Annotated in this window: 7 protein-coding genes; 1 reads left to right on the forward strand and 6 read right to left on the reverse strand. The window is 69.8% G+C overall.

The features are described from left to right. Window positions 1-86: 86 nt before the first annotated feature. On the forward strand, window positions 87-13,442 hold the full coding sequence (locus ACWDX9_RS11840; RefSeq protein ID WP_449952112.1) for a Tc toxin subunit A-related protein: 13,356 nt from the start codon (window positions 87-89) through the stop codon (window positions 13,440-13,442). A 321-nt stretch (window positions 13,443-13,763) separates the two neighbouring features. Here the strand turns inward: ACWDX9_RS11840 and ACWDX9_RS11845 are convergent, their stop codons facing one another. The 6 genes from ACWDX9_RS11845 to ACWDX9_RS11870 form a co-directional block, all read right to left on the reverse strand. After that, window positions 13,764-14,513, reverse strand: coding sequence for an aminoglycoside adenylyltransferase domain-containing protein (locus ACWDX9_RS11845; protein ID WP_449952114.1), 750 nt, complete (start codon window positions 14,511-14,513; stop codon window positions 13,764-13,766). Between the two features lie 105 nt (window positions 14,514-14,618). After that, complete coding sequence (locus ACWDX9_RS11850) at window positions 14,619-14,996, reverse strand: hypothetical protein (RefSeq protein WP_449952117.1); 378 nt, start codon at window positions 14,994-14,996, stop codon at window positions 14,619-14,621. Window positions 14,997-15,072: 76 nt separating this feature from the next. Further along, entirely contained in the window at window positions 15,073-15,930 is an 858-nt protein-coding gene (locus ACWDX9_RS11855; protein ID WP_449952119.1) for a TniQ family protein, read from the reverse strand. After that, window positions 15,927-17,126: a TniB family NTP-binding protein gene (locus ACWDX9_RS11860; RefSeq protein ID WP_449952122.1), complete on the reverse strand. Its 1,200-nt coding sequence runs from the start codon at window positions 17,124-17,126 to the stop codon at window positions 15,927-15,929. The genes ACWDX9_RS11855 and ACWDX9_RS11860 overlap by 4 nt, the downstream gene beginning before the upstream one ends. Next, window positions 17,123-19,249 carry a hypothetical protein gene (locus ACWDX9_RS11865; protein WP_449952124.1) on the reverse strand — a complete coding sequence of 709 codons (2,127 nt, stop codon included), beginning with the start codon at window positions 19,247-19,249 and terminating at the stop codon, window positions 17,123-17,125. Before ACWDX9_RS11865 ends, ACWDX9_RS11860 begins: the two co-directional genes overlap by 4 nt. Further along, complete coding sequence (locus ACWDX9_RS11870; protein ID WP_449952127.1) at window positions 19,246-20,004, reverse strand: TnsA-like heteromeric transposase endonuclease subunit; 759 nt, start codon at window positions 20,002-20,004, stop codon at window positions 19,246-19,248. The genes ACWDX9_RS11865 and ACWDX9_RS11870 overlap by 4 nt, the downstream gene beginning before the upstream one ends. Window positions 20,005-20,148: the final 144 nt, after the last annotated feature.

The following is a 20,148-nucleotide window of genomic DNA, read 5'->3' on the forward strand; positions in this document are numbered from 1 at the left end:
CGCGGTTTCTGCGCTTGTATCTGTGGGGGCGCGGACCGCTCTGTGGAGTCGGTCCGGACTACACAGGCTTCTCTGAGGGGGGACGCATGGCGGGCAACGAGCCGATCCCGAGCTACGAGGAACTGTTCGACGACACGAATCTCGATCATCGGCAGGAGGACGAGGCCAGGACGGTCTACTCGCCGGGGGCCTATCTCGCGGATCTCCTGGGGCTGCTCGAGACCGTTCTGGAGCAGCCGTCGCTGCTCGGCGACGACCGGCGCGCCGACCTGAAGAGGGTCCTGCTGGACGGGGAGAACACCTTCGGCGAGGCTCCCTACCTGGACATCGTCATCGAGCTGCTGGAGAGGCTCGCCGGGGACCAGCCGTACGAGCGGATGCGGCAGCGGCTGAAGTACCCGTTCGGGATGCCGTTCTCGCTGGACGAGGAGCGCTTCAAGACCTACCTCCGGCACCTCAGGACCGGACCGGACGAGCTCTACCGGATCTTCGCTCCGGTGGCCGACGCCGACACGGTGGCCCGGCTGTTCCTGGGGTTGTCCGCGGAGGCCGTCACGCATCTGACCTCGCCGGCGGACGAGGCGGGGATCAAGGCGTTCTACGGGCTCGCACCACAGGATGCGCTGACCTCGCTCGCGGATGTGGAACGATTCAAGCAGGTGACGGGCCTGTCGGCGCTGCAGTTGCGGGAGCTGCTCGGCGAGCCGGACGACCTCGTGCGCCCGCCCAAGGACTCGTACGTCAACCAGGGCAGCCAGCCGGTCACCATGTCGCCGGACGGCACGCGGCTGGAGGGGGCCACCACCGGCTGGTACGACCGGATCAGCCGGATCGTCCGGCTGGCCAGGTGGACCGGCCTCGGCCTCAGCGACCTCGATCGCGTCCTGACCACGTGCTGCGGGAGCACGCTCGACGCGGCCGCGCTGCGGATCACCGCGCTCGCCGTGCACCTGCGGCAGGGCTACGACCTCACCGTCGACGCGGTGTGCGGGCTGGTGGCGGAGGTCGAGCCGGTGCCCGAGGAGCTGCCCGCGATGTCGGGCGACATCCTCGGCCCGCACAACAAGGAGTACCGCCGCAAGCTGGCCATCGGGATCGGGACCTCCGAGAGCGACATCATGGAGACCGTGCGGCGCTACCGCGACCGCTACAGCGCCCTGGAGCCGAGCCCCTTCGACCGTGGTCCGATCGGGTCGTCGCAGATCGCGCTGCTGCGTCGGACCGGCAGGCTGACCTCGGCGCTCGGCATGTCCGCCGGGGAGCTGTTCGACCTGCTGGGGGTGCTGGAGAGCGACCCGTCGCTGTGGCGGTATTCCACGTTCTCCCTCTTGGGCGGGGTCGAGCCGGAGACGCAGGACTGCTACCGCATCCTGGAGGGCGGCGACCCCGCCTCCGGCCTGTGGCTGGCCCAGACGCTGCTCGCGGTCGCCCGGTGGATGCAGGACGGCGGCTTCGGCGCCCAGGAACTGGCCGAGATCCTGGGGAGCAGGTCCAGTGGGTCCGGTGGGTCCAGTGGGTCCGGCGGGTCCGGCGGCTCCAGTGGGTCCGGCGCGTCCGGCATGGATGACCGGCTCGCGGTGCTGGAGGGCCTCGACCAGCGGTTCCAGGCGGTGGCCATGGAGCCGGCCATGTTCGAGGGCGAGCGCTTCGGGCCGCGGGCCGCGCAGGCCGTACACGACGTGCTGGCGACCCACACCGGCGCGGTGGTGTCGGGACGCGACGCCCGGCTGCTGCGCCTCGACCCGGACACGGTGGCCGTGGCCGCGTACGAGGCGGTCACCTCCCTCGGCATGATCGTCGACGACGACCTCATCGGGCTGGGGCTCGGTGAGCGGCTGGCCGGCAAGATCCGTGCGCAGCTCGTCTTCAGCGGACGGCTGCGCGCCGACGGCACGCTCGTCACCGAGGGCATGCCCGAGACCGACTACGCCCTCAACCTGGAGCGGGACTTCGCGTCGTTCAAGGAGGCGCTGTTCAAGCTGATCAACAGCGTCGGCAACGGCACCTCGTCCTTCTACCCCTCCGATCTGGCCACGGTCGGCAACCTGTCCCAGGGCCAGCTCGACGAGCTGTACGACAACCTGATCTACCACGGGTACGTCGACGAGGAGGGCGCCGTCCAGGATCCGGCGTTCTTCGCCGACGAGGAGAACGTCGAGGCGTTCCGCGTCAACGCCGGCCTGTCCGACGTCGCCCCCGAGGTGCTCACCCTGCTGCGCCGGCGCATCGACGCCTTCCGCGCCGAGCCGCTCGTCCTCGACCCCGGGCTTCTCACGGGGCTGCGGCTCAGCGAGGCGCGGCTGGCCCGGCTGATGGACGGGCTGCGCTTCAACGGCTACATCGACGAGAACGGCCGCTATCTGGACAAGCAGGCGCTGGCCGCGCTCCAGCCCGCCGACTTCGCGCTGCCGCCCGAGTTCCACCCGCACCGCAACGCCGTGCTCGACGCCGCGAAGCGGCAGATCGGCGAGCTGGAGGCCGAGCTCTACACCTTCACCCCCGAGGACTTCACCGAGGTCACGGACCTGGCGATGGCGCAGCGGGCGATGGCCGCGATGGAGGGCACCTATCTGAGCGACGGCTGGCCGGTCGCCGAGGTGGAGACGCTCGGCGACGGGTTCACCGCGGCCGAGACCGCCATCGTGGCCCGGCGGGTCGCCGAGTGCGCGCAGGACGAGCGGCCGTACCGGATCCACCTGGAGGCGCTGGGCGAGCTCGGCTTCGACGACGAGCAGCAAGGCCTGGTCGTCGAGAAGCTGATCGCGCAGGGACACCTCACCGACGGCCTGTCCGTGCCGCGCGAGGCGGTCCCCTTCTTCGCCAACCCGGCGAACGTCGTCAGCTTCCACCTGCAGGGGCTGGAGGACTTCGAGCGGGACGTGTTCTTCCTGCTGCACGCGGTCGCCGTGGCGCTCGCCGAGGCGGTCGAGGAGGTGACCGCCACGCTGGAGAACCGCGCCGGGCAGCAGCAGGAGGCGCTGACCTCCGCGCTGGCCGACGCGTTCGGCGTGCCCCAGGAGAGCGCCGCGGCGATCTGCGCGGGCGTCGCCGGCGGGCTGCCCGAGGCGATGGAGATCCTCATCCCACCGGTCATCGCCGTCCCCCGGCGGCTGTCGGATCCGCACTTCCAGGCCGCCTACGAGCGCATCCGCCGCTTCGCGCTGCTGGCCGGCAAGCTCGGCATGGACGAGACCGAGGTCGCCGTCGCCTTCCACGACCAGGACCTGACCGGCAAATACCCCGAGCCCCTGGCCCTGCCGCCGGGCGTCGACGTCGTGGACGCGGTGCTGCGCAGCTCCGACGGCCATATCTACGTCTTCGCCGGCGACGTCTACTGGGCCTACTCCGCCGACACGTACGCCCTGCTCGACCCCAGGTCCAAGGCGCTGACCGAGCTGTCGCCCCGGTTCACCGGGCTGACCCGGGTCGACGCCGCCTTCGCCTTCCCCGGCGGCGCCGAGTGGATCGTCGGCCGCGCCGTCGAGCGGAACGAGGGTGACGAGGTCCCCGAGCGGGAGGTCTCGCGCCTGTTCGTCAAGGAGCCGGGCAGCATCCGCTGGGCCCCCCGTGACCAGCTGTGGGGCAAGGTCAGGAACAACTTCGAGGCCCCGCGCCGGATCGACAGCGCGTACGTGGACGAGAACGGCAGAACCTACCTGTTCTGCGCCGACCAGTACATCCGATACTCCAGCCGCGACTTCACGACAGTCGACGAGGGCTACCCGCGCGGCGTCGCCGAATGGTGGCAGGCGGAGGGCCACGACACGCCGCTGCCCGAGGCGTTCACCGGGGCGCTCGACGCGGCCTTCCAGGACGTGGACGGGCATGTCCACCTGTTCGCGGGCGGCCGCTACTTCGAGATCGGGGGGCAGGAGCAGCCGATCTCCGCCCGGTGGGGCCGCATCCGCAACGCCTTCGACGGCGCGCAGAGCCTCGACTGCGCGTTCACCGGCCCCGACGGCAGGACGTACCTGTTCCGCGGCAACCAGGTGGTCCGTTACACCGACAGCGTGGAGAACGACGGCGTGCGGGTGGACGACGGCTATCCGCGGCGGATCGAGACCGAGTTCGCCCGGCTGCCCGGTGAGTTCCACACTGACGTCGAGGCGGCCTTCACCGAGCCCGTCTCGGGGATGGTGCACCTGTTCAAGGACGGCAGGACGGTCTCCTTCGCCGCCTCCGGCGGCGGCGTGCCGCAGCCGACGGCCGAGCGCTGGGGCAAGGTCGCCGACGTGCTGGCCGGCGGCGCCGTGGACGCCGGGCTCGTGGGCATGGACGGCAAGACCTACCTGTTCAGCGGCGAGAGGTACATCCGCTACTCCGGCGCCGACTACGCCGTCGTCGATCTCGGCTACCCGCGCAGGATCGCCGGCGACTGGGGAGGGTTGCGCAAGGTCGGCGCCGCCTTCGTGATGGACGGAAAGACGTACCTGTTCGGCCAGGGCGGCCACCTGTTCGACGTGCCGCTCGCCCAGGAGCCGGAGCTGAACGAGGGCCGCCTGTCGCCCGCGCTGCGCCGCCACTTCCTGGAGCACGGCCTGACCCTGGCCGAGAAGGCCACCGTCACCTCCGAGGGCACGGACGAGTACCGGACGTGGCACGTCGGCACCGAGCAGGGCATCGCGCTGACGCTCCGCAGGAACCCGCTGCACATCCAGGTGCACGCCGACGGCGGCGACTTCCACGTCCGCTACTCCACCAGGGACTACGCCACCCCGGACGCCGGCTACCCCAAGCCGGTCTCCGACAACTGGTGGAACCTGCCCGCCTCGCTGGCCGCCGACCCCCGCTTCGCGGTCATCGACGCGGTCTTCACCGACGGCACCGGCCGCACGTACCTCTTCGCCGAGGACAGCTTCGTGGTGTCCGACGCCCGGCACCGCTGGTGGTCGGAGCCGCGCACGATCGACGGCCACTGGGACAGCCTGCTGCCCTTCACCAGGGTGGACGCGGCTTTCGTCGGCAAGGACGGCCGGACCTACGTCTTCTCCGGCGACCGGTACATCCGCTTCTCCGGTGGCGACTACACCAGGGCCGACGACCGCTACCCGGCCTCCGTCCCGGCGTACTGGGGCAACGTGGTCAACAGGATCGCCCGGACGGGCCTGGTGGACGCCGCGCTGACCAGGACCGTGACGGAGGAGATCGACGGCAGGAAGGTGGACAACCACTACACCTACCTGTTCTCCGGCGACCAGTACGTGCGTTACCTGGGCACGGAGCTCGACCACGTGCAGGACGGCTATCCGGCCGCCCTGTCCGCGCTGTCGCGGGAGCCCGGGATGGCGGCCCTGGACGTCACGCTCGACGGCGTGGACGCCGCCTTCGCCGACCGCCGCAACGTCCACCTCTTCCGCGCCGGCCGCTGCCACATCGTGTCCGACGGCCTCTACCGCCGCTACGACGACGCCTCGTTGAGCGGGCTGAGCTGCGCGTTCCTGGAGGACGGCAAGCTGCTGGCGGAGGACGGGAACGGCTGGCGCCATCGCGCGGGCGTCGAGGCCGTCGAAGGCTTCGGGTTCGCGCAGGAGACCGGTACGCCGCGGTCGCTGCGCGCGGCGCCGGAGGAGTTCCGTAGTGGGCTCGACGCCGTGCTGCGCGGCGCCGACGGCACCACGTACCTGTTCAAGGGGCCGAACTGCGTCAACACGCGGCTGAACAGGCCGTACCTCCTCGCCGAGGAGTGGGGCAAGCCACGTAACACGATTTATCAGGACAACAAGGTGGACGCGGCGTTCGTTGGCAGGGACGGCAGGACGTACCTGTTCAGCGGCGACCAGTTCGTCGCCTACGCCGACCCCGGCCCCGCCGACACCGCAGCCCCCAACCCCGGCCTCACCATCGACGGCGAGCCACGGCTCATCTCCGAGCACTGGGGCGGCCTGGACGACGTCGCGCTCGCGTACGTCCGCGGCACGAAGACGTACGTCTTCGAGTCGCCCGACGAGGAAGGCCGCATGCGCTACCTCGTCTACTCCGGCACGGACTACACCGAGCCCGACGGCGAGCCGCAGCTCGCCGACGAGAGCTTCTGGCAGGTGCCCGAGCAGTACCGCATACCCGGACACCCCGTGCCCGACGCGGTGCTGTTCGCGGGCGACACCATGCTCCTGCTGCTCGGCGAGCACTGCGTGCAGTACGACGAGCGGGCCGGCGCCTGGTCCTACCCGCGCCCGATCGAGCGGCTCTGGCCCGGGTTCGAGCGCATCCTCGAATCCAGCCGGGAAGACGGTGACGCGCTGCGCACGGCGTTCACCGCGCCGGACGGCTCCACGTACTTCTTCCTCTCCGAGCAGTACTCCCGCCATGACGGGCACGACTTCGCCCCGCTCGCCGTCATCCGCGACCGGTGGGGCAGGTCGCCCAACCCGTTCGTGCCCGACGACGCGACCGCCAGGATCGACGCCGCCTGCGTCTTCGGCGACGACACGACGTTCCTGTTCTCCGGCGACCGGTATGTCCGCTACACCGGCTCCGAATACCGTTACATCGATCCCGGCTACCCGAAGAAGATCGTCGGCAACCTGCGCCGCGAGGCGGCCTTCGCCAACCTGCCGGAGTCGTTCGACGACGCGGTCACCGGCCACGCGATCGACGCCGCCATCGCCAACGGCCGCACCGCCTACCTCTTCGCGGGCGGCTCCTGCCACGTCGTCTCCCGCGCCGCGACCGCCACCCGCGACCTCGCCGTCCTCGGCCGCGTCCGGAACAACCTCGTGGAGAGGGAGAAGGTGGACGCGACGATCGTCACCGGCGCGCACACCTACCTGTTCTCCGGCGACCAGTACGTCCGCTACACCGGCACCGAGTACGCGTACGCCGACGACGGCTACCCCCGCGCCATCCTCCCCGGCCTCGCCTTCGATCTGCGCATGCAGGACCCGCCCGCGGACTTCGCCGACGGCCTCGACGCGGCCTTCCGCACCCCGGGCCCCGCCGGCGTCGTCCACCTGATCAAGGGCGACCGCTGCCTGCGGGTCGGCGAACCGGCCGCGCAGCCTGTCAACGCCCTGTTCGGCAAGGTGCGCAACGCCTTCGCCGACGCCGGCCACCGGCTGATCGACGCCGCCTTCGCCGCGCCCACCGGCGAGCTGTACGCCTTCAAGGGCGAGCAGTACGTCCGTTACCGTCCGGGCGCGCTGGAGTTCGTGGAGGAAGGCCACCCCCGTACCGTCCGGGACGACTGGGGCGACCTGCCGGGCCGCTTCGAGTCCGGCGTCGACGGCGCCTTCGTCTTCGAGGACCGCACGTACCTGTGCAAGGGCGACGAATACGTACGCTACTCCCGCGGCTACCACGAGGTGGACCGCACCTACCCGCAGCGGTTCCGCTACCGCTGGGGCGGCACGGCCGACTACCGGCTGAGCGACGTGCACACGATCTCCAGGTTCATCGACCTCGCCCGCCGGCACCCGGACGGCCTGCCCGCCTTCCTGCTGGACCCGCCGGCCGTGGTGCAGGACCCGTACGCCTACCTGGGAGACCTGTTCGGCTGGGACGTCGACGAGATCAGGTGGGCCAAGCGCAACGCCGCGCTCCTGACCGCCGAACCCGAGGCCATCGCGGCCGCGGCGGTGAGCGCCGCACCGGTGCGGCGGGAGGAGGACCGCTTCGAGGTCGAGTTCCTGCTCCGCCTGGTCGAGCTGTTCACGCTCACCGACCGGATGGGGGAGGCCCCGTCCACGCTCTACACCGACGTGTGGTGGCCGGCCTTCGGCGACTCGCCCGCCCTGGCGACCGCGAACACCGCCCTCTACGGGATCATGGAGCGCCTGTACACCGGCGAGTGGGAGGCGCTGTCGGCCGCCGTCCACGACGAGATCAACGTGCTCAAGCGCGACGCCCTCGTCTCGATCGCCCCGGGCACCCCGGGAGAGCTCTACGACCGGCTGCTGGCCGACGTCGAGATGGGCGGCCAGGGCCGCACCTCACGGGTGCGCGAGGCCATCGCGGCCGCCCAGCTCTACGTGCACCGCTACCTGCTCGACCTGGAGCGGGTGACGGTGCCGGACGGGCGTGACCCGGAGGAGACCAGGCGGCGGGTCAGGACCTGGTGGGCGTGGCTGAAGAACTACCGCCTGTGGGAGGCCAACAGGAAGGTCTTCCTCTACCCGGAGAACTACCTGCGCCCCGAGCTGCGCGGCTCCAAGACGCCCGCCTTCCGCGCCCTGGAGGACGACCTGCTGCAGGGCGAGATCACCCAGGAGAAGGTGGAGCAGGCGTACAAGCGCTACCTCGACGAGTACACCGAGGTCTCCAGGCTCTCGATCGCCGGCGGCTACGTCTACCGCGCGGACGGCGCCGAAGCGGGCGTCCGGCGGCTGGTGCTGTTCGGCCGGACCAGGACCGAGCCGAGGCGCTACTACTGCCGCGAGGCGGAGTTCAGGGACGACGGGCGCCTGTCGGCCACCTGGGAGCCGTGGCTGAAGGTCGACGCGCAGGTCGAGGCCGAGATCGTCTACCCGGTGCACGCCTTCGGCCGCATCTTCGTCTTCTGGCCCACGGCCGAGGCGGTCGCGCCCGAGCCCGGCGCCCAGACCACGCTCACCGAGCAGCAGAGCGGCGACAACCGTACGCTCACCCCGCCGCCGCCCAAGTACCGCGTGCGCGTCAACTACTCCTTCCGCAACCTCAACGGCGAATGGGTGCCCTCGCAGGTCCTGCCCCTGGAGGACGTGCTGGACGCGCCCGTCGACGGCGTCAGCCTGTACGTCCAGGCGTCCGCCACCGTGCCGGTGCCGGACGGCGGCACGCACGACACCATCCTGATCACCTGCACCTACACGGTCGCCGAGCCGGAGGGCCCGCAGAAGGTGCAGTCGGCGTTCGCGCTGACCCCCGAGCTGTACGCCATCCGCGCCGAGGGCGTGCCCGAGCCGGTGCGGCCGTCCCGGCTGGAGCAGATCTTCGGCGAGCCCATCGAGGAGTCCAAGGTCGTCCAGCTGACCCTGCCGGCCGGGGCCGAGAGCGACCCGTGGATGAGCGTCGACCACAAGGGCGGCAGCTTCCTGTGCCGGCCGATCGCCCCGGAGGGCAGCGGCGAGGAGCCGCGGCAGCTGAGCGGCAATCCTGACAAGCTGCCGGTGTGGTCCCCGATCCACGCCGCGGTCGAGCTGCCCGGCGGCGTCAGGTACTTCTTCAACAACACCGGCGAGAGCGGCTCCGGTCCCTACTACGTGGAGGTCTCCGCGACCCGGACGACCGCCACCCGCCTCAGCAAGCCGCTGACGGCCGAACGCTGGGGACACGTCCCCACCCCCCTGTACAACGACAAGGCCGGGGTCGACGCTGCCATCGTCAAGGACGGGTTCCTCTACCTGTTCTCCGGCGCGTACTACTACCGCTACTCCGGTGCCCCCTTCGGCAGGATCGACGTGGGCTATCCGAAGCTGATCAACGGCAACAACGAGGGTTTCCCGCAGTGGGACAAGGTGGACGCCGCCGCCGTCGACGCGAACGGCGTGGAGTACTACCACTCGGCCGGACAGCACGTGTGGATGCGCCGCACCAGTTCCGGCAACCCCCTGGAGACCTTCCAGCCGCCGTGGGCGATCGGCAACACGCCCGTGGGGGCGCTCCTGATCCGCGGCGACGACGTCTTCCTCGTGAACGGCGACTCCTACCGGCGCGGGGACAGCCCGAACGAGCGCACGATCCAGCTGCGGGGCAACAAGGACGGCCTGCCGCAGTCCGGCCCCGTCAGCGCCCCCTTCCGCCACGGCGAGAGCGTCTACTTCTTCAACAACGACACCCACACCTACCTGTCCATCACCCGCGAGGAGCCCGGCAAGGGCCGGGGACAATCCGGCAACGGTCCCAGGGAATACGTCCAGAGCGAGCCGTCCCCCATCAAGCCCCTGGGCGTGGCCAGGACGGCCGTCACCGACGAGGGCGTCGACGCGGCCTACGTCGTCCCCGGCACCGGCGGCAAGGACGCCACGTTGTTCCTCGCCAGGAACCTCGAGTACGTCCGCTACACGCTCAAGGGCGGCGAGGCGGCCGCTCTGGCCGACCCCGGCTATCCCAAGCCCATGAGCCGCCGCGTCCGGGCCGTCTTCCTGCGCGCGGGCCTGCGCTACGTCTTCAGCGACCAGGACTACACGGTGCTGCGGCCCGGCGAAGAGCTGGCGTCCATGAAGGAGTTCTCCCCGGTCAGCGGCAACTGGGGCGGCCTGCCCGACGGCTGGGAGACAGGGCTGGACGGCGTGCTCGACAGCACCGACCTCTACCTGTTCCTCGGCTCCACGTACGTCACCTACCCCTCGTCGGTCAAGGTCCAGCGGCCGTACGAGATCGCCGCGCTGCCGCACGAGGTCATCAGGCTCACCTCCAGCACGGCGTACAGGCTGAACAAGGCGCTGCTGGAGGGCGGCGTGCCCGCGCTGCTCGCGCCGGAGATCCAGGAGCTCGACGAGCTGCCGTCCTTCAGCACGCGGGTCTCCGACGCCACCACGATCATGGTCACCGAGTTGACCGCGGAGCAGGGCGTGCCGGCCGGCACGCACCTGGACTTCAACAGCGGCAACGGCATCTACTACTGGGAGGTCTTCTTCCACGCTCCCACGCTCATCGCCCAGGCGCTCAACGCCGCCCAGCGCTTCGACGACGCCCGCACCTGGTACGAGTACGTCTTCGACCCCACCATGCCGCGATACTGGCGGTTCCTTCCGTTCCTGGCGGCGGACGTCGAGGCGCTGGTCCAGAGCTGCCGCGACGACCTGGCCGAGCTCGCCCGCCGAGGGGCCGACGTGAGCAAGCCGGCCGGCGAGCTGGAGGCGATCCTGGTCAAGGTGGAGCCGATGGCCCCCGCCTTCCAGCACCAGCGCGAGCTGAGCGAGACCGAGAAGGACTACCTCGCCGAGCTGCCGTCCGGCGGGCCGTCGACCGCCGGACTGCCGCCGATCGAGGAGGCGCTCAACGCGCTGGAGGCGCCGCCGGGGGCCGGGCCGGCGCTGAAGGGCCTGCTGGAACGCATCGCCCTGCTCGGCCGGCTGCGCCAGCAGTACGACCTCATGGGCGACCGGGCCGCGCTGCTGAAGGCGTACCTGGAGGATCCCTTCGACCCGCACGCCATCGCCGAGCTGCGTCCGCCGGCCTACCGGCGCGCGGTCGTGATGGCGTACGTCGACAATCTGCTCGACTGGGGTGACCTGCTCTTCAGGCAGTACACCGCCGAGAGCGTCGACGAGGCCAGGATGCTCTACATCTTCGCCTACGACCTGCTCGGCGAGCGGCCGCCCGAGGACCTCGGCCCGCGGGCCCTCACGCCCGCGCTCACCTACGAGGAGCTGCGCCGGGCGCCCGAGGACGATGGGCTCCCCGAGCTAACGGCGGGCGGCGCGATGCTGGAGAAGGCGGGCGAGGTGCACGCCAGCGTCGCGGGACCGTACTTCCACGTCCCCGCCAACGGCGTCTTCCTGGAGTACTGGGACCGCGTCGAGGACCGGCTGCGCAAGATCCGGGCCTCGCTCGACATCATGGGCGTCAGCCGGCCGTTGCCGCTGTTCGAGCCGCCGGCCGACGTGATGGCGCTGGTGCGCGGGGCGGCGGCGGGAGCCTCGCTCGACCGGCTCGCCGCCGCCGCGACCCTGCCGGTGCCGCACTACCGCTTCTCCTCCGTCTTCCGCAAGGCGCAGGAGCTGGTGGACAAGCTGCGGCAGTTCGGCGGCGACCTGCTCAGCGTGCTGGAGCGGCGCGACTCCGAGGAGCTGGCGCTGCTCAACAACCGGCACGAGGGCACGATCCTGGCCCTCACCCGCGCCGTGCGCGAGGCGGAGGTGGAGATCGCCGCCCAGGGCCTGAGCGAGGTGCAGGTCAGCGAGCAGGGCGCGCAGAACCGCGTCGACCACTACGAGGGGCTGATCGCCGCCGGGCTGACGCCGCTGGAGCAGGCGCAGCTCGGCATGATGTCCGCGGCGGTCGTCGCCCACGTCGTCGCGACCGGTTTCCAGGCCGGCGCGGCCATCGCCTCGGGCCTGCCGGACGTCCTGCTGGGCCTGTTCATCATGGGCACCAAGCTGGGCCGCGAGCAGGTGACGGAGGCCCTGGAGCACGGCGGCGAGGCCTCGTCGTCGGCGGCCGAGGCGCTGAACGTCATCGGCGAGCTGCTCGGCATCCGCGCCGAGCAGGAGCGGATGGCGGGCGACTGGGCCTTCCAGCTCGCCGTCGCCCGCAACGACGTGGAGCAGCTCGGCCACCAGGTGAAGGCCGCCGAGTTCCGGCTCAAGGCCGCCCAGCGCGAGCTGCAGATCCTGGATCAGCAGATCGCCAACCAGGAGGCCGTCGGCGCCTTTATGACCGGCAAGTTCACCAACCTCCAGCTGTACCAGTGGATGTCGGGGCGGCTGGCCGGGCTGTACTTCCAGACCTACTCGATGGCGTACGACATGGCGCGCTCCGCGCAACGGTCCTTCCAGTACGAGAGGGGCGTCCCCGAGGGGGAGGCCGACTACATCCAGCCGCTCTACTGGGAGAGCCGGCGCAACGGCCTGCTCGCCGCGGAAAGCCTGGGGCTGGACCTGGAGCGGCTGGGCAAGGCGTGGGTCGAGAGCGACCGCCGCGGCCTGGAGATCATCAAGAAGGTGTCGCTGCTGGCGCTGGACCCGGTTGCCGCGCTCGGCCTCCGCACCACCGGCCGCTGCGAGTTCGCCCTGACCGAGGCCCTCTTCGACCGCGACTTCCCCGGCCACTACCGCCGGCGCGTCAAGACGGTGTCGGTCACCTTCACCGGCCCGGAGGGGCCGATCGCTCTCAACGCCGTACTGACCCAGCTGGACAGCAGAACGGTGCTCGCGGCCGATCCCAAGGCCGTCAAGTACCTCCTCGACCCCAAGGGCCCGATGCCGGCGACGTTGCGCGCCGACTGGCGCGGCGGCCAGCAGATCGCACTGTCGGACCTGGAGGAGTACAAGGACAACAACGGCCTCTTCGACCTTCGCTACGACGACGACCGTTACCTTCCCTTCGAGGGCACCGGCGCGGTCTCCCGGTGGCGCCTGGAGCTGCCCTCCGGCGGCGCCCCGCAACTCATGGACGTCACCATCACCGTGAAGTACTCCGCCGAACAGGGCGGTGAGCTCTTCGCCGGCGCGGTCAAGGGCATGCTCAAGCCCTATGCCACGGCTCGCTATTGCGACATCCCGGCGGAGTTCCCCGAGGAGTGGTCGACGTTCGTCGACGGCTCCGACGACACGCTGACCCTCCCGTTCACCCCGGACATGTTCCCCGGCATGACCGGCCGCGCCATCACCGGCGTGTACGCCCTGTACTCGCCGGCCGGCTCGGCCCGCTTCCTCCTCAACGGCGAACGACGCCTGACGCTCAACGAGGGCAAGCTCCTGCCGACCCCCGGCCTCACCGCCGGGACCTGGCGTCTGGTCCTGGAAGGCGACAAGTCCGCTCTCGAGGGCCTCGGCCTGATCGTGTCCTACCGCGCCCGCTAGCGGGCTCTCCCGTGCCCCCGGCCAGTCCTGGTCGGGGGCACGGGCCGTACCGCGTCCGACGCCGTGCCCCCGGCATATCCGGACCGAGAAACCCGACCGGCCGCGTGGGCCCGGACACTCAGTGTCTGGACGCAGCGAAGATGACAGTGGGACCTGCTCCCGACCTGGGCACTGTCACTTCGACGGGTATCGAAATACGGATGCTCGCGTCATCGAAGTTGGCAGTAACGGGTCGAAGATCGAGTTCCCTTGAGTGAAGCCTATGATTCCAAAGTTTGATGTTGTTCTGATCCAGGGCCGTCGGCGGAGTTGGAGGCCGCGTTATGCCGATGCGTCGGTGATCCTAGAAAGGATCCAGTGAACGAATCGCGTGACCTCGCGTGGGTCGAGTTCGGCAGCGGGTAGGCATCGCTGGCGATCGAGGGCCGACTGGACCAACTCATGGCCCATGGTCGACAGGCGGTGGAGCGCCCACTGTCCACCGTCGATTTTGGACACGAGTGTGGCACCCGCTGCGAACCGCCAGGCACGACATGCATTGAGCACTGCGTATTCACCAGGCGCGTGCTCTGCGGCCCAGCGCAACTCGGGCACCAGTTGGGCCATGATCAAATCATGGGCGACTGGAGCGAATACCTCGGCCGGGGAGCGCCCGGGACCGACCAGGCGACCAGCCTGGCGGCATACGGCAAAGTGCAACACCAAGTCCGGGTCCCCCTCGTGCTCATGACCATCGACGACCTTGATGTCGTCGGGAGCTGTAGTGACATGGAGCTCGAATGGCGGCTGTGATTTAGGGTGCAGGGTGACCGGGAGAGTAACGACGCTCAGTTCCAGCCCGTGAGCAGGGCAAGGTAGGCGGTCGTTGCTTAGCCGTTCTGCGGCGGCTGCCTGCTCATCTGCCGTCATGGGGTGCTCGCAGACGGCAAGGACGTCGATGTCGCTGCGCCGCGCGTCGAAGCCGCCGAGCACTGCGGACCCATGTAGGTAGACGCCCACCAGGCGCGAGCCAAGCACCGCGGCCATCCCGGATGCGACGTCGCTGATGTAGTGGCTTGATAGAGAGTCCATGATCCGGACTATAGGAATGCCGTAAGGCCATGAGTGAGATGGGTGACACGAAGCGGGGTGAAGTCGGTATTGGACATGATTGTGAAACTACCGACAAGGTCGACATCACGTCTGCTCGCCCAGGCGGTGAGCTTCTCGCGGAATGGCGGCCCAGATGGGCGTAACAGCTTCCCAGGGTCGTAGCCCTTCTCCGGCCAGCAGCAGCGCGGCCTCGGGTAGGTCCAGGTCTTCGGCGGTCTTAGGTGAGTGCAGGTGGTGAGGCTGGCCGGGTTCCCAGAGAGGGAGCGGTTTGAGCTGTGTCGGGTCGACGTTTCTGATCTTGAGGTGGTTGAGGACTCGTTTGGTGACGGCGGTGGGGTGGTAGTCGTCGCAGAACTCGTGCCGGAGGGTGCCAGCCCAGGGGTCGTAGCGGCGTTGGTCCATGAAGTAGCGCAGCGCGTCCAGCAGGCTGCCGCCAAGGCGGACTTCGTCGACGATGAGCATCGCAGCTGCGCTGAGCAGCGTCCCGGCTGGTAGTAGAGCAGGTCGCCGCAGAGCTCGCGGGCGGCGGGTCCGGCGGTCAGGGCGAGCTGGTCGCGGAGATGGCAGAACTCGTGGAAGGCCCACCACAGGTGGACGTCGGTGCCGGTGGGCAGCATCTCCGGGGTGCCGAAATAGACCGCCAGGCGGAACAGCAGCTCATAGAGATCCCAAAACGCCTTGGTGGGTTCGATGGGGCCATCGCGGGGCGGTGCAGCCGGGCCAGGAGGTCCTGCTGGATACGCAGCAGCCGCTCGTCTCCGACAGACTGGCAGGGAAGCTGAGCGAGCTGCTGCCGGCAGTTGCGGGCGCCGACCCTGCGGCCCTGTGGGCCGAACGGTCCGTTGCATTCGCGCCGGTAGCGGGGGGTGTCGCCGACGCTGATCCGGGTGTGGCAGCTCGGGCACCAGCCGGTCAGATAGACGCGATGCTGGGGGCAGACCACGCAGGGTAGCAGGTGCCAGGTGATGCGCCAGATCGAGTCGGGCTCGGCCAGGCACCGGGGGCAGACGGCGGCGGTGTCGGCGCGCCAGGGCCAGGGCCGGGTGCGGGTGTTGCCGGTCCAGCCGTAGGGGATGAACTGGCCGCCCTGGCTCATCAGCGCCATGTGCATCATGGCGCGGGCGCGCAGCCCGGTGGCGTCGCGCAGGTTCTCGTAGACGTACTCACCGTCATAGATGGTGAGGAAGTCCTCGCCCAGGGTGTAGCGCTGTGGGGTGTAGGGGGGCAGGCCGAGCAGGGACGCGATGGTGTCGCGGTGGCTGTGGTGCGCCTCGACCAGGCGGAAGAACCAGGAGTGGAAGGCCTCGCCGTCCGCCGGCGGCGGCACCAGGGCCAGCCGGCGCGGTGGCGGGCGGTCCGGTTGTCGTTCCTCGAGTTCGAGGTGGCGTCGGATCATCCGGTGCTCGCGTCCTGGTCGGAGGCGGGCGGGGCTTTCTTGGTGCGGCGCCGGGCAGCGGCTTGGCGGCGGGCTTGGGTCTTGGCGTAGTCGACCTCGTCGTCGTGGCCGAGCACCACGCTGTCCATGATGTCGCGGGTGATTGCTTCGACGCCGGTGTCCATCGCCGTGTGAGCGGCCTCTTTGAACAGCATGGCCAGCGAGCCGATGTAGCCGGAGGTGCGTTCGTGCAGGTAGCGCCAGTGATGCAGGGTCAGGTCGTCGGGCGGGTGATCGAGCAGGATCAGGTTGGTTTCGAAGTGCCGCACCAGGGACATCCAGGTGCGTTGCTGCTCGCGGGTGGCGATTGTTAGCGGGGCCAGGTGCTGCAGGTCGGCGAAGCGGGAGCCGAACTGGCCGGCCCGGCCGCGCTCGTGCCCGTCCGGGGCGGTGCCGGCCTTGCCCGGGCGGGTGCGGGGCGGGGCGCCGTCGGTGAACAGGTTGCCCTGCTCCAGCAGGATTCCGGCGCCGACGATGGTGACCGCGGCGTGGTTGGCCAGGTTTTTGATGTGGTCGTTGGTCTCCTGGCCGCCGTCGCGGATCTTGTCCAGCATATGCAGGTCGTCCAGGAGCAGTAGTTCGGTGCCGCAGGCCTCGATCGCGTCCAGCACGGGATCGGTGAGAGTCCACTTCGTCGCGGTGCGGCCGGGGTTCGGGACGTGCAGGAACTTGCCGATGGCCTGCGACAGCATGCCTGCGGTCGCGCCGGTGCTGGCGCTGACGTAGATCACCGGCACCCGGTCGCCGAGAAAGTCTCCGCGGAAGTCGGCCGGTGACACCTCGGGGTCGGGAGCCAGGTCGGGGTGGCGGCGCCACCAGTCCAGCTCGCACTCCTTGCCGATTAACTTGAGCAGCGACGTTTTGCCGCAGTGTCCGGGCCCGTTGATGATCGCGCTGTGAAAGGTGGCGTCCTGGCTGTATCGGCCCTGAGTCAGCTTCGGCTTCAGCGCGGCCAGCACGCGCAGGACCTGCGGATGCTTGAGGAACGGCGGGTTGGCGTTGCAGCTTCTGCGCATCTCGTCGAACGGGGCCTGCCGGTCGGCGGCCCAGCTGTCGTACTCGCCGCGGCTGACCGGCTCCGTCCGGGGTGGTGCCGGGCGGGCGCAGAACTCGCGCCACTGCTCCTTCGTGCGTGGCTGCGCGACACGTTTGCTCATGCGCTGCCCGGGCGATGCGGAGCGCTGGGATCCCAGATCTCGAATTCCTCCAGGTCTGCCAGGTCCACCACCTCGTCCTCCGCCGGCTCCTGGTCGCCAGCGGGAGGCACCAGGGTCAGCGCCGGAGGCGGCTCCTCCTGCTCCCCGAATCGGGCGCGAGCTTGATCGCGTTTGATGGCGCGCGCGTCCTCGCGAGCCCGCAGCAACTCGCGGCGGGTGCGCGCGGTCGCCGACTCGGGCGCGTCCATCCGGCGCTGCAGATCCACCAGCGCCTCGGCGATCTCCTGCTGGCTCGGCTCCCGCAACCCGCCGTCGCGCAGGAGCTTGCGGGCTTCTTCGACCATCCGCGAGGTGAACGGGATGGCCGGATCCGGCAGATGTGTCCAGAACAGCACCTGCCAGGCGCCGTCGAGGAAGATGAACACCCGGCTGGGGTCGCCCGGGGTGTAGCGGATCGGCCACTTCCTGCCCTTGCCCGGGACCGGCGAGATCGCCCGCCGGTAGGTGCCCAGGATCGGGTCGTCGTAGATGAGGTAGTCGAGCTGCACTCCCTCCGGGCGGATCGTCCGGTACTCGATCGGCAGCCGCTTGCAGTAGTGATGCGATTGCGGTGGGCAGATGATGTAGCCGTAGCGGGCCACCATCAGGCTGTAAGCCTGGTTCGGCGACAGCTCCAACTCCGGGAACCCCGGGACGATCAGCCCGGAATGCACACGCCGCTGATAGACGGCCACCACGTACTCGGCGAAGAACTCCTCCAAGTCCTCCAAACTCCACCGGGCGGCGTGCTCCACCAGCCTGCCCCGGCTGGAGGTGTCGGAGCCCTTGTAGCCGGCGACATGCTTGGCGAAATCTTCACGGACAGTGCCGAAGGCGCGCTCGATGTTGGCTTTGTCGGTCGGGTTGGCCTTGCGAGCCAGACCCAGGTTGATCCCCAGATCCAGGCATGCCTCGCGCAGCGCCTCGGACAGATTGACCTTGGCGTGGTCGACCAGGATCTGCTCCGGCCAGATCACCGGCCGGGCCGCGGCCAGCTCCAGCCGCTCCTCCAGCTCGACCTCGCGGGTGATGGGCAGGCGCAGCATCCGGTAGGCCAGCGCCTGTTTCCAGCCGGGTCGCATCGGCTCCGGGGTGACCGCGTCGTTGAGCAGCATCACCACGTCGACCGCGCGGGTGTCGCCGATGGTCATCCGCCAGGCCAGCAGCGTCCGGGTCGCGACGTCGATCGCCAGCACGAGATGCACCTTGTGGGTGACGTCGCCGATCGGGTCGTAGGCGATCACGTCCAGCGGGGTGGCGTCGATCATTACCACCTGCCCCGGCCGCACCGCCTCATCCGGCCGGTAGGAACGCTGCGGCCGCGCCGCCGCGCTGCGCCGCGACGGCGCCCGGCCGAAGGTGTACTGACCCGGCAACAGCACCTCGACATAGCGGGCGATGGTCGAACTCGAGGGCAGCGTCACCACGCCTGGTCCGTGCTCGTGATCCAGCCGATCCTGCAGCCGCCGATGGAACCGGTCCAGGCCGCCGGTGGAGTCTTCCCGTTCCCCGATCCGATGCTGGGTGAGGATCGCATCCAGCACGCGCTGATCGGCGCGGGCCAGCGGATCGCGCACCACGGCGCCCCGTCCGTCGATCAACCCGTTGCGCCGCTCTTCGCGATAACGTCGCAGTTTGCGCCACACCGTCGTTTCGCCCATGCCGAGTTCGGCGGCTTTGGCCTTGACCCGGTCGCTCACCCGGGGGTGCAACGCCAGATCGTAAGCAGGCCGCGGCTCACCTGGTGCGGCCTGCTCCGGATCGCCGCTGCGGTAGCCGGTCTTGATCTCGTTCAGGTGCGCTTCGAGGTCACGCGCCGAAGCCGCTTTGTCCTCGTCGAGGCCGTCCAGCAACGCTCCCCTATCGACCATGCTGGAGGGCAGGTCAACGGGGCTTTCGCTGAGCAGCCGGAACCCGGGCGCCGCTATCAGGGCCGCGATGTAGATGGTGGTCCACTCCCCAGCGGCCGACAGCAGATGAACCTCGCTGCCGCCTTGACCGACCACCTGGTGGCGTTCGTCGCGGAACCATAGCCACGTGCCCTTGGCCAGCCTGCGGCCGCCAGCCTCATCCGGCTCGCTCATAAGCGTGCTCCGGCGTCGCCGGTCGCCGCAGCGGCCCAGACCATGGTGGTGTCCTCCAACGGGCGTGCGAGGTCCACCATTAGTTCGCCGGTCCAGCACAGATGCAGCACGACCGCGCGAGCCACCAGCGGTTCGGCGGTGAAGCTGACCAACTGCCCCAGCGGCACCGGCTCGCCGGCCAACGAAAGGAGTTGCGCGCGGTCGTCGCTCACCCCCACCATCTCGCGGCGATAGCCCGCCAACGCCAGCACGTTGATTGTCCGCTGCCGCCCGGGCGGCTCTCTGACCAGCTCATAACCCCAGCCCGCGACCGCGCAGCAGGCCGCGACCTGCTCAGCGGTCGCCTTCACCTTCGCGTCGTTCAACCGGGCGGGGTTCTTAACCTCCATCACCGTCGCCGAGCCGTCCACCCGGCGGACGAACAGGTCCGGCGTGGCCTTCCACGCGCCGCGATTGTCCACGCCGGACAACTGCATCGGCTGGCCGGAGAAGCCGGTCACCTCGGGGTCGAAGTCCAGCATCGTCATCCAGACGCTCTCCAGATACGACTCACACTCGATCATCCGGTTCGTCGTGGAGGACCAGTGCGTGCTCGGCGTGTGCGCCTGATCAGCCCGGTGTGGGATCCGCCGGATCGCGCCGCAATTCTCGAACGCCACCTCGGCGGCAACTTCCAGCGGAAGCCGTTCTTCCTGCCCGTCGGGATGCAGAAAGCGAACCTGGACGCTGCGTAACTGCAGGTCGGCAGCCTTCATCACGCCTCCTGAGACCATAAGAAGCGGCTGCTCGCATTCATCCAGAACGTCGGCACGCGGAGCAGAATCGTGTGACGGAGATCACGCTAGCGCCCCATGGTCGACTTCGTCCTCACTTTCCGGGCCAAGCATCTCGGGCCACCC

Source organism: Nonomuraea sp. NPDC003201 (genome assembly GCF_053590415.1).

Excerpts from the sequence above, each read along its gene's own strand:
- ACWDX9_RS11840 (WP_449952112.1), top strand. The coding sequence starts at position 87 with ATGGCGGGCAACGAGCCGATCCCGAGCTACGAGGAACTGTTCGACGAC.
- ACWDX9_RS11845 (WP_449952114.1), bottom strand. The coding sequence starts at position 14,513 with ATGGACTCTCTATCAAGCCACTACATCAGCGACGTCGCATCCGGGATG.
- ACWDX9_RS11850 (WP_449952117.1), bottom strand. The coding sequence starts at position 14,996 with ATGCTCATCGTCGACGAAGTCCGCCTTGGCGGCAGCCTGCTGGACGCG.
- ACWDX9_RS11855 (WP_449952119.1), bottom strand. The coding sequence starts at position 15,930 with ATGATCCGACGCCACCTCGAACTCGAGGAACGACAACCGGACCGCCCG.
- ACWDX9_RS11860 (WP_449952122.1), bottom strand. The coding sequence starts at position 17,126 with ATGAGCAAACGTGTCGCGCAGCCACGCACGAAGGAGCAGTGGCGCGAG.
- ACWDX9_RS11865 (WP_449952124.1), bottom strand. The coding sequence starts at position 19,249 with ATGAGCGAGCCGGATGAGGCTGGCGGCCGCAGGCTGGCCAAGGGCACG.
- ACWDX9_RS11870 (WP_449952127.1), bottom strand. The coding sequence starts at position 20,004 with ATGAAGGCTGCCGACCTGCAGTTACGCAGCGTCCAGGTTCGCTTTCTG.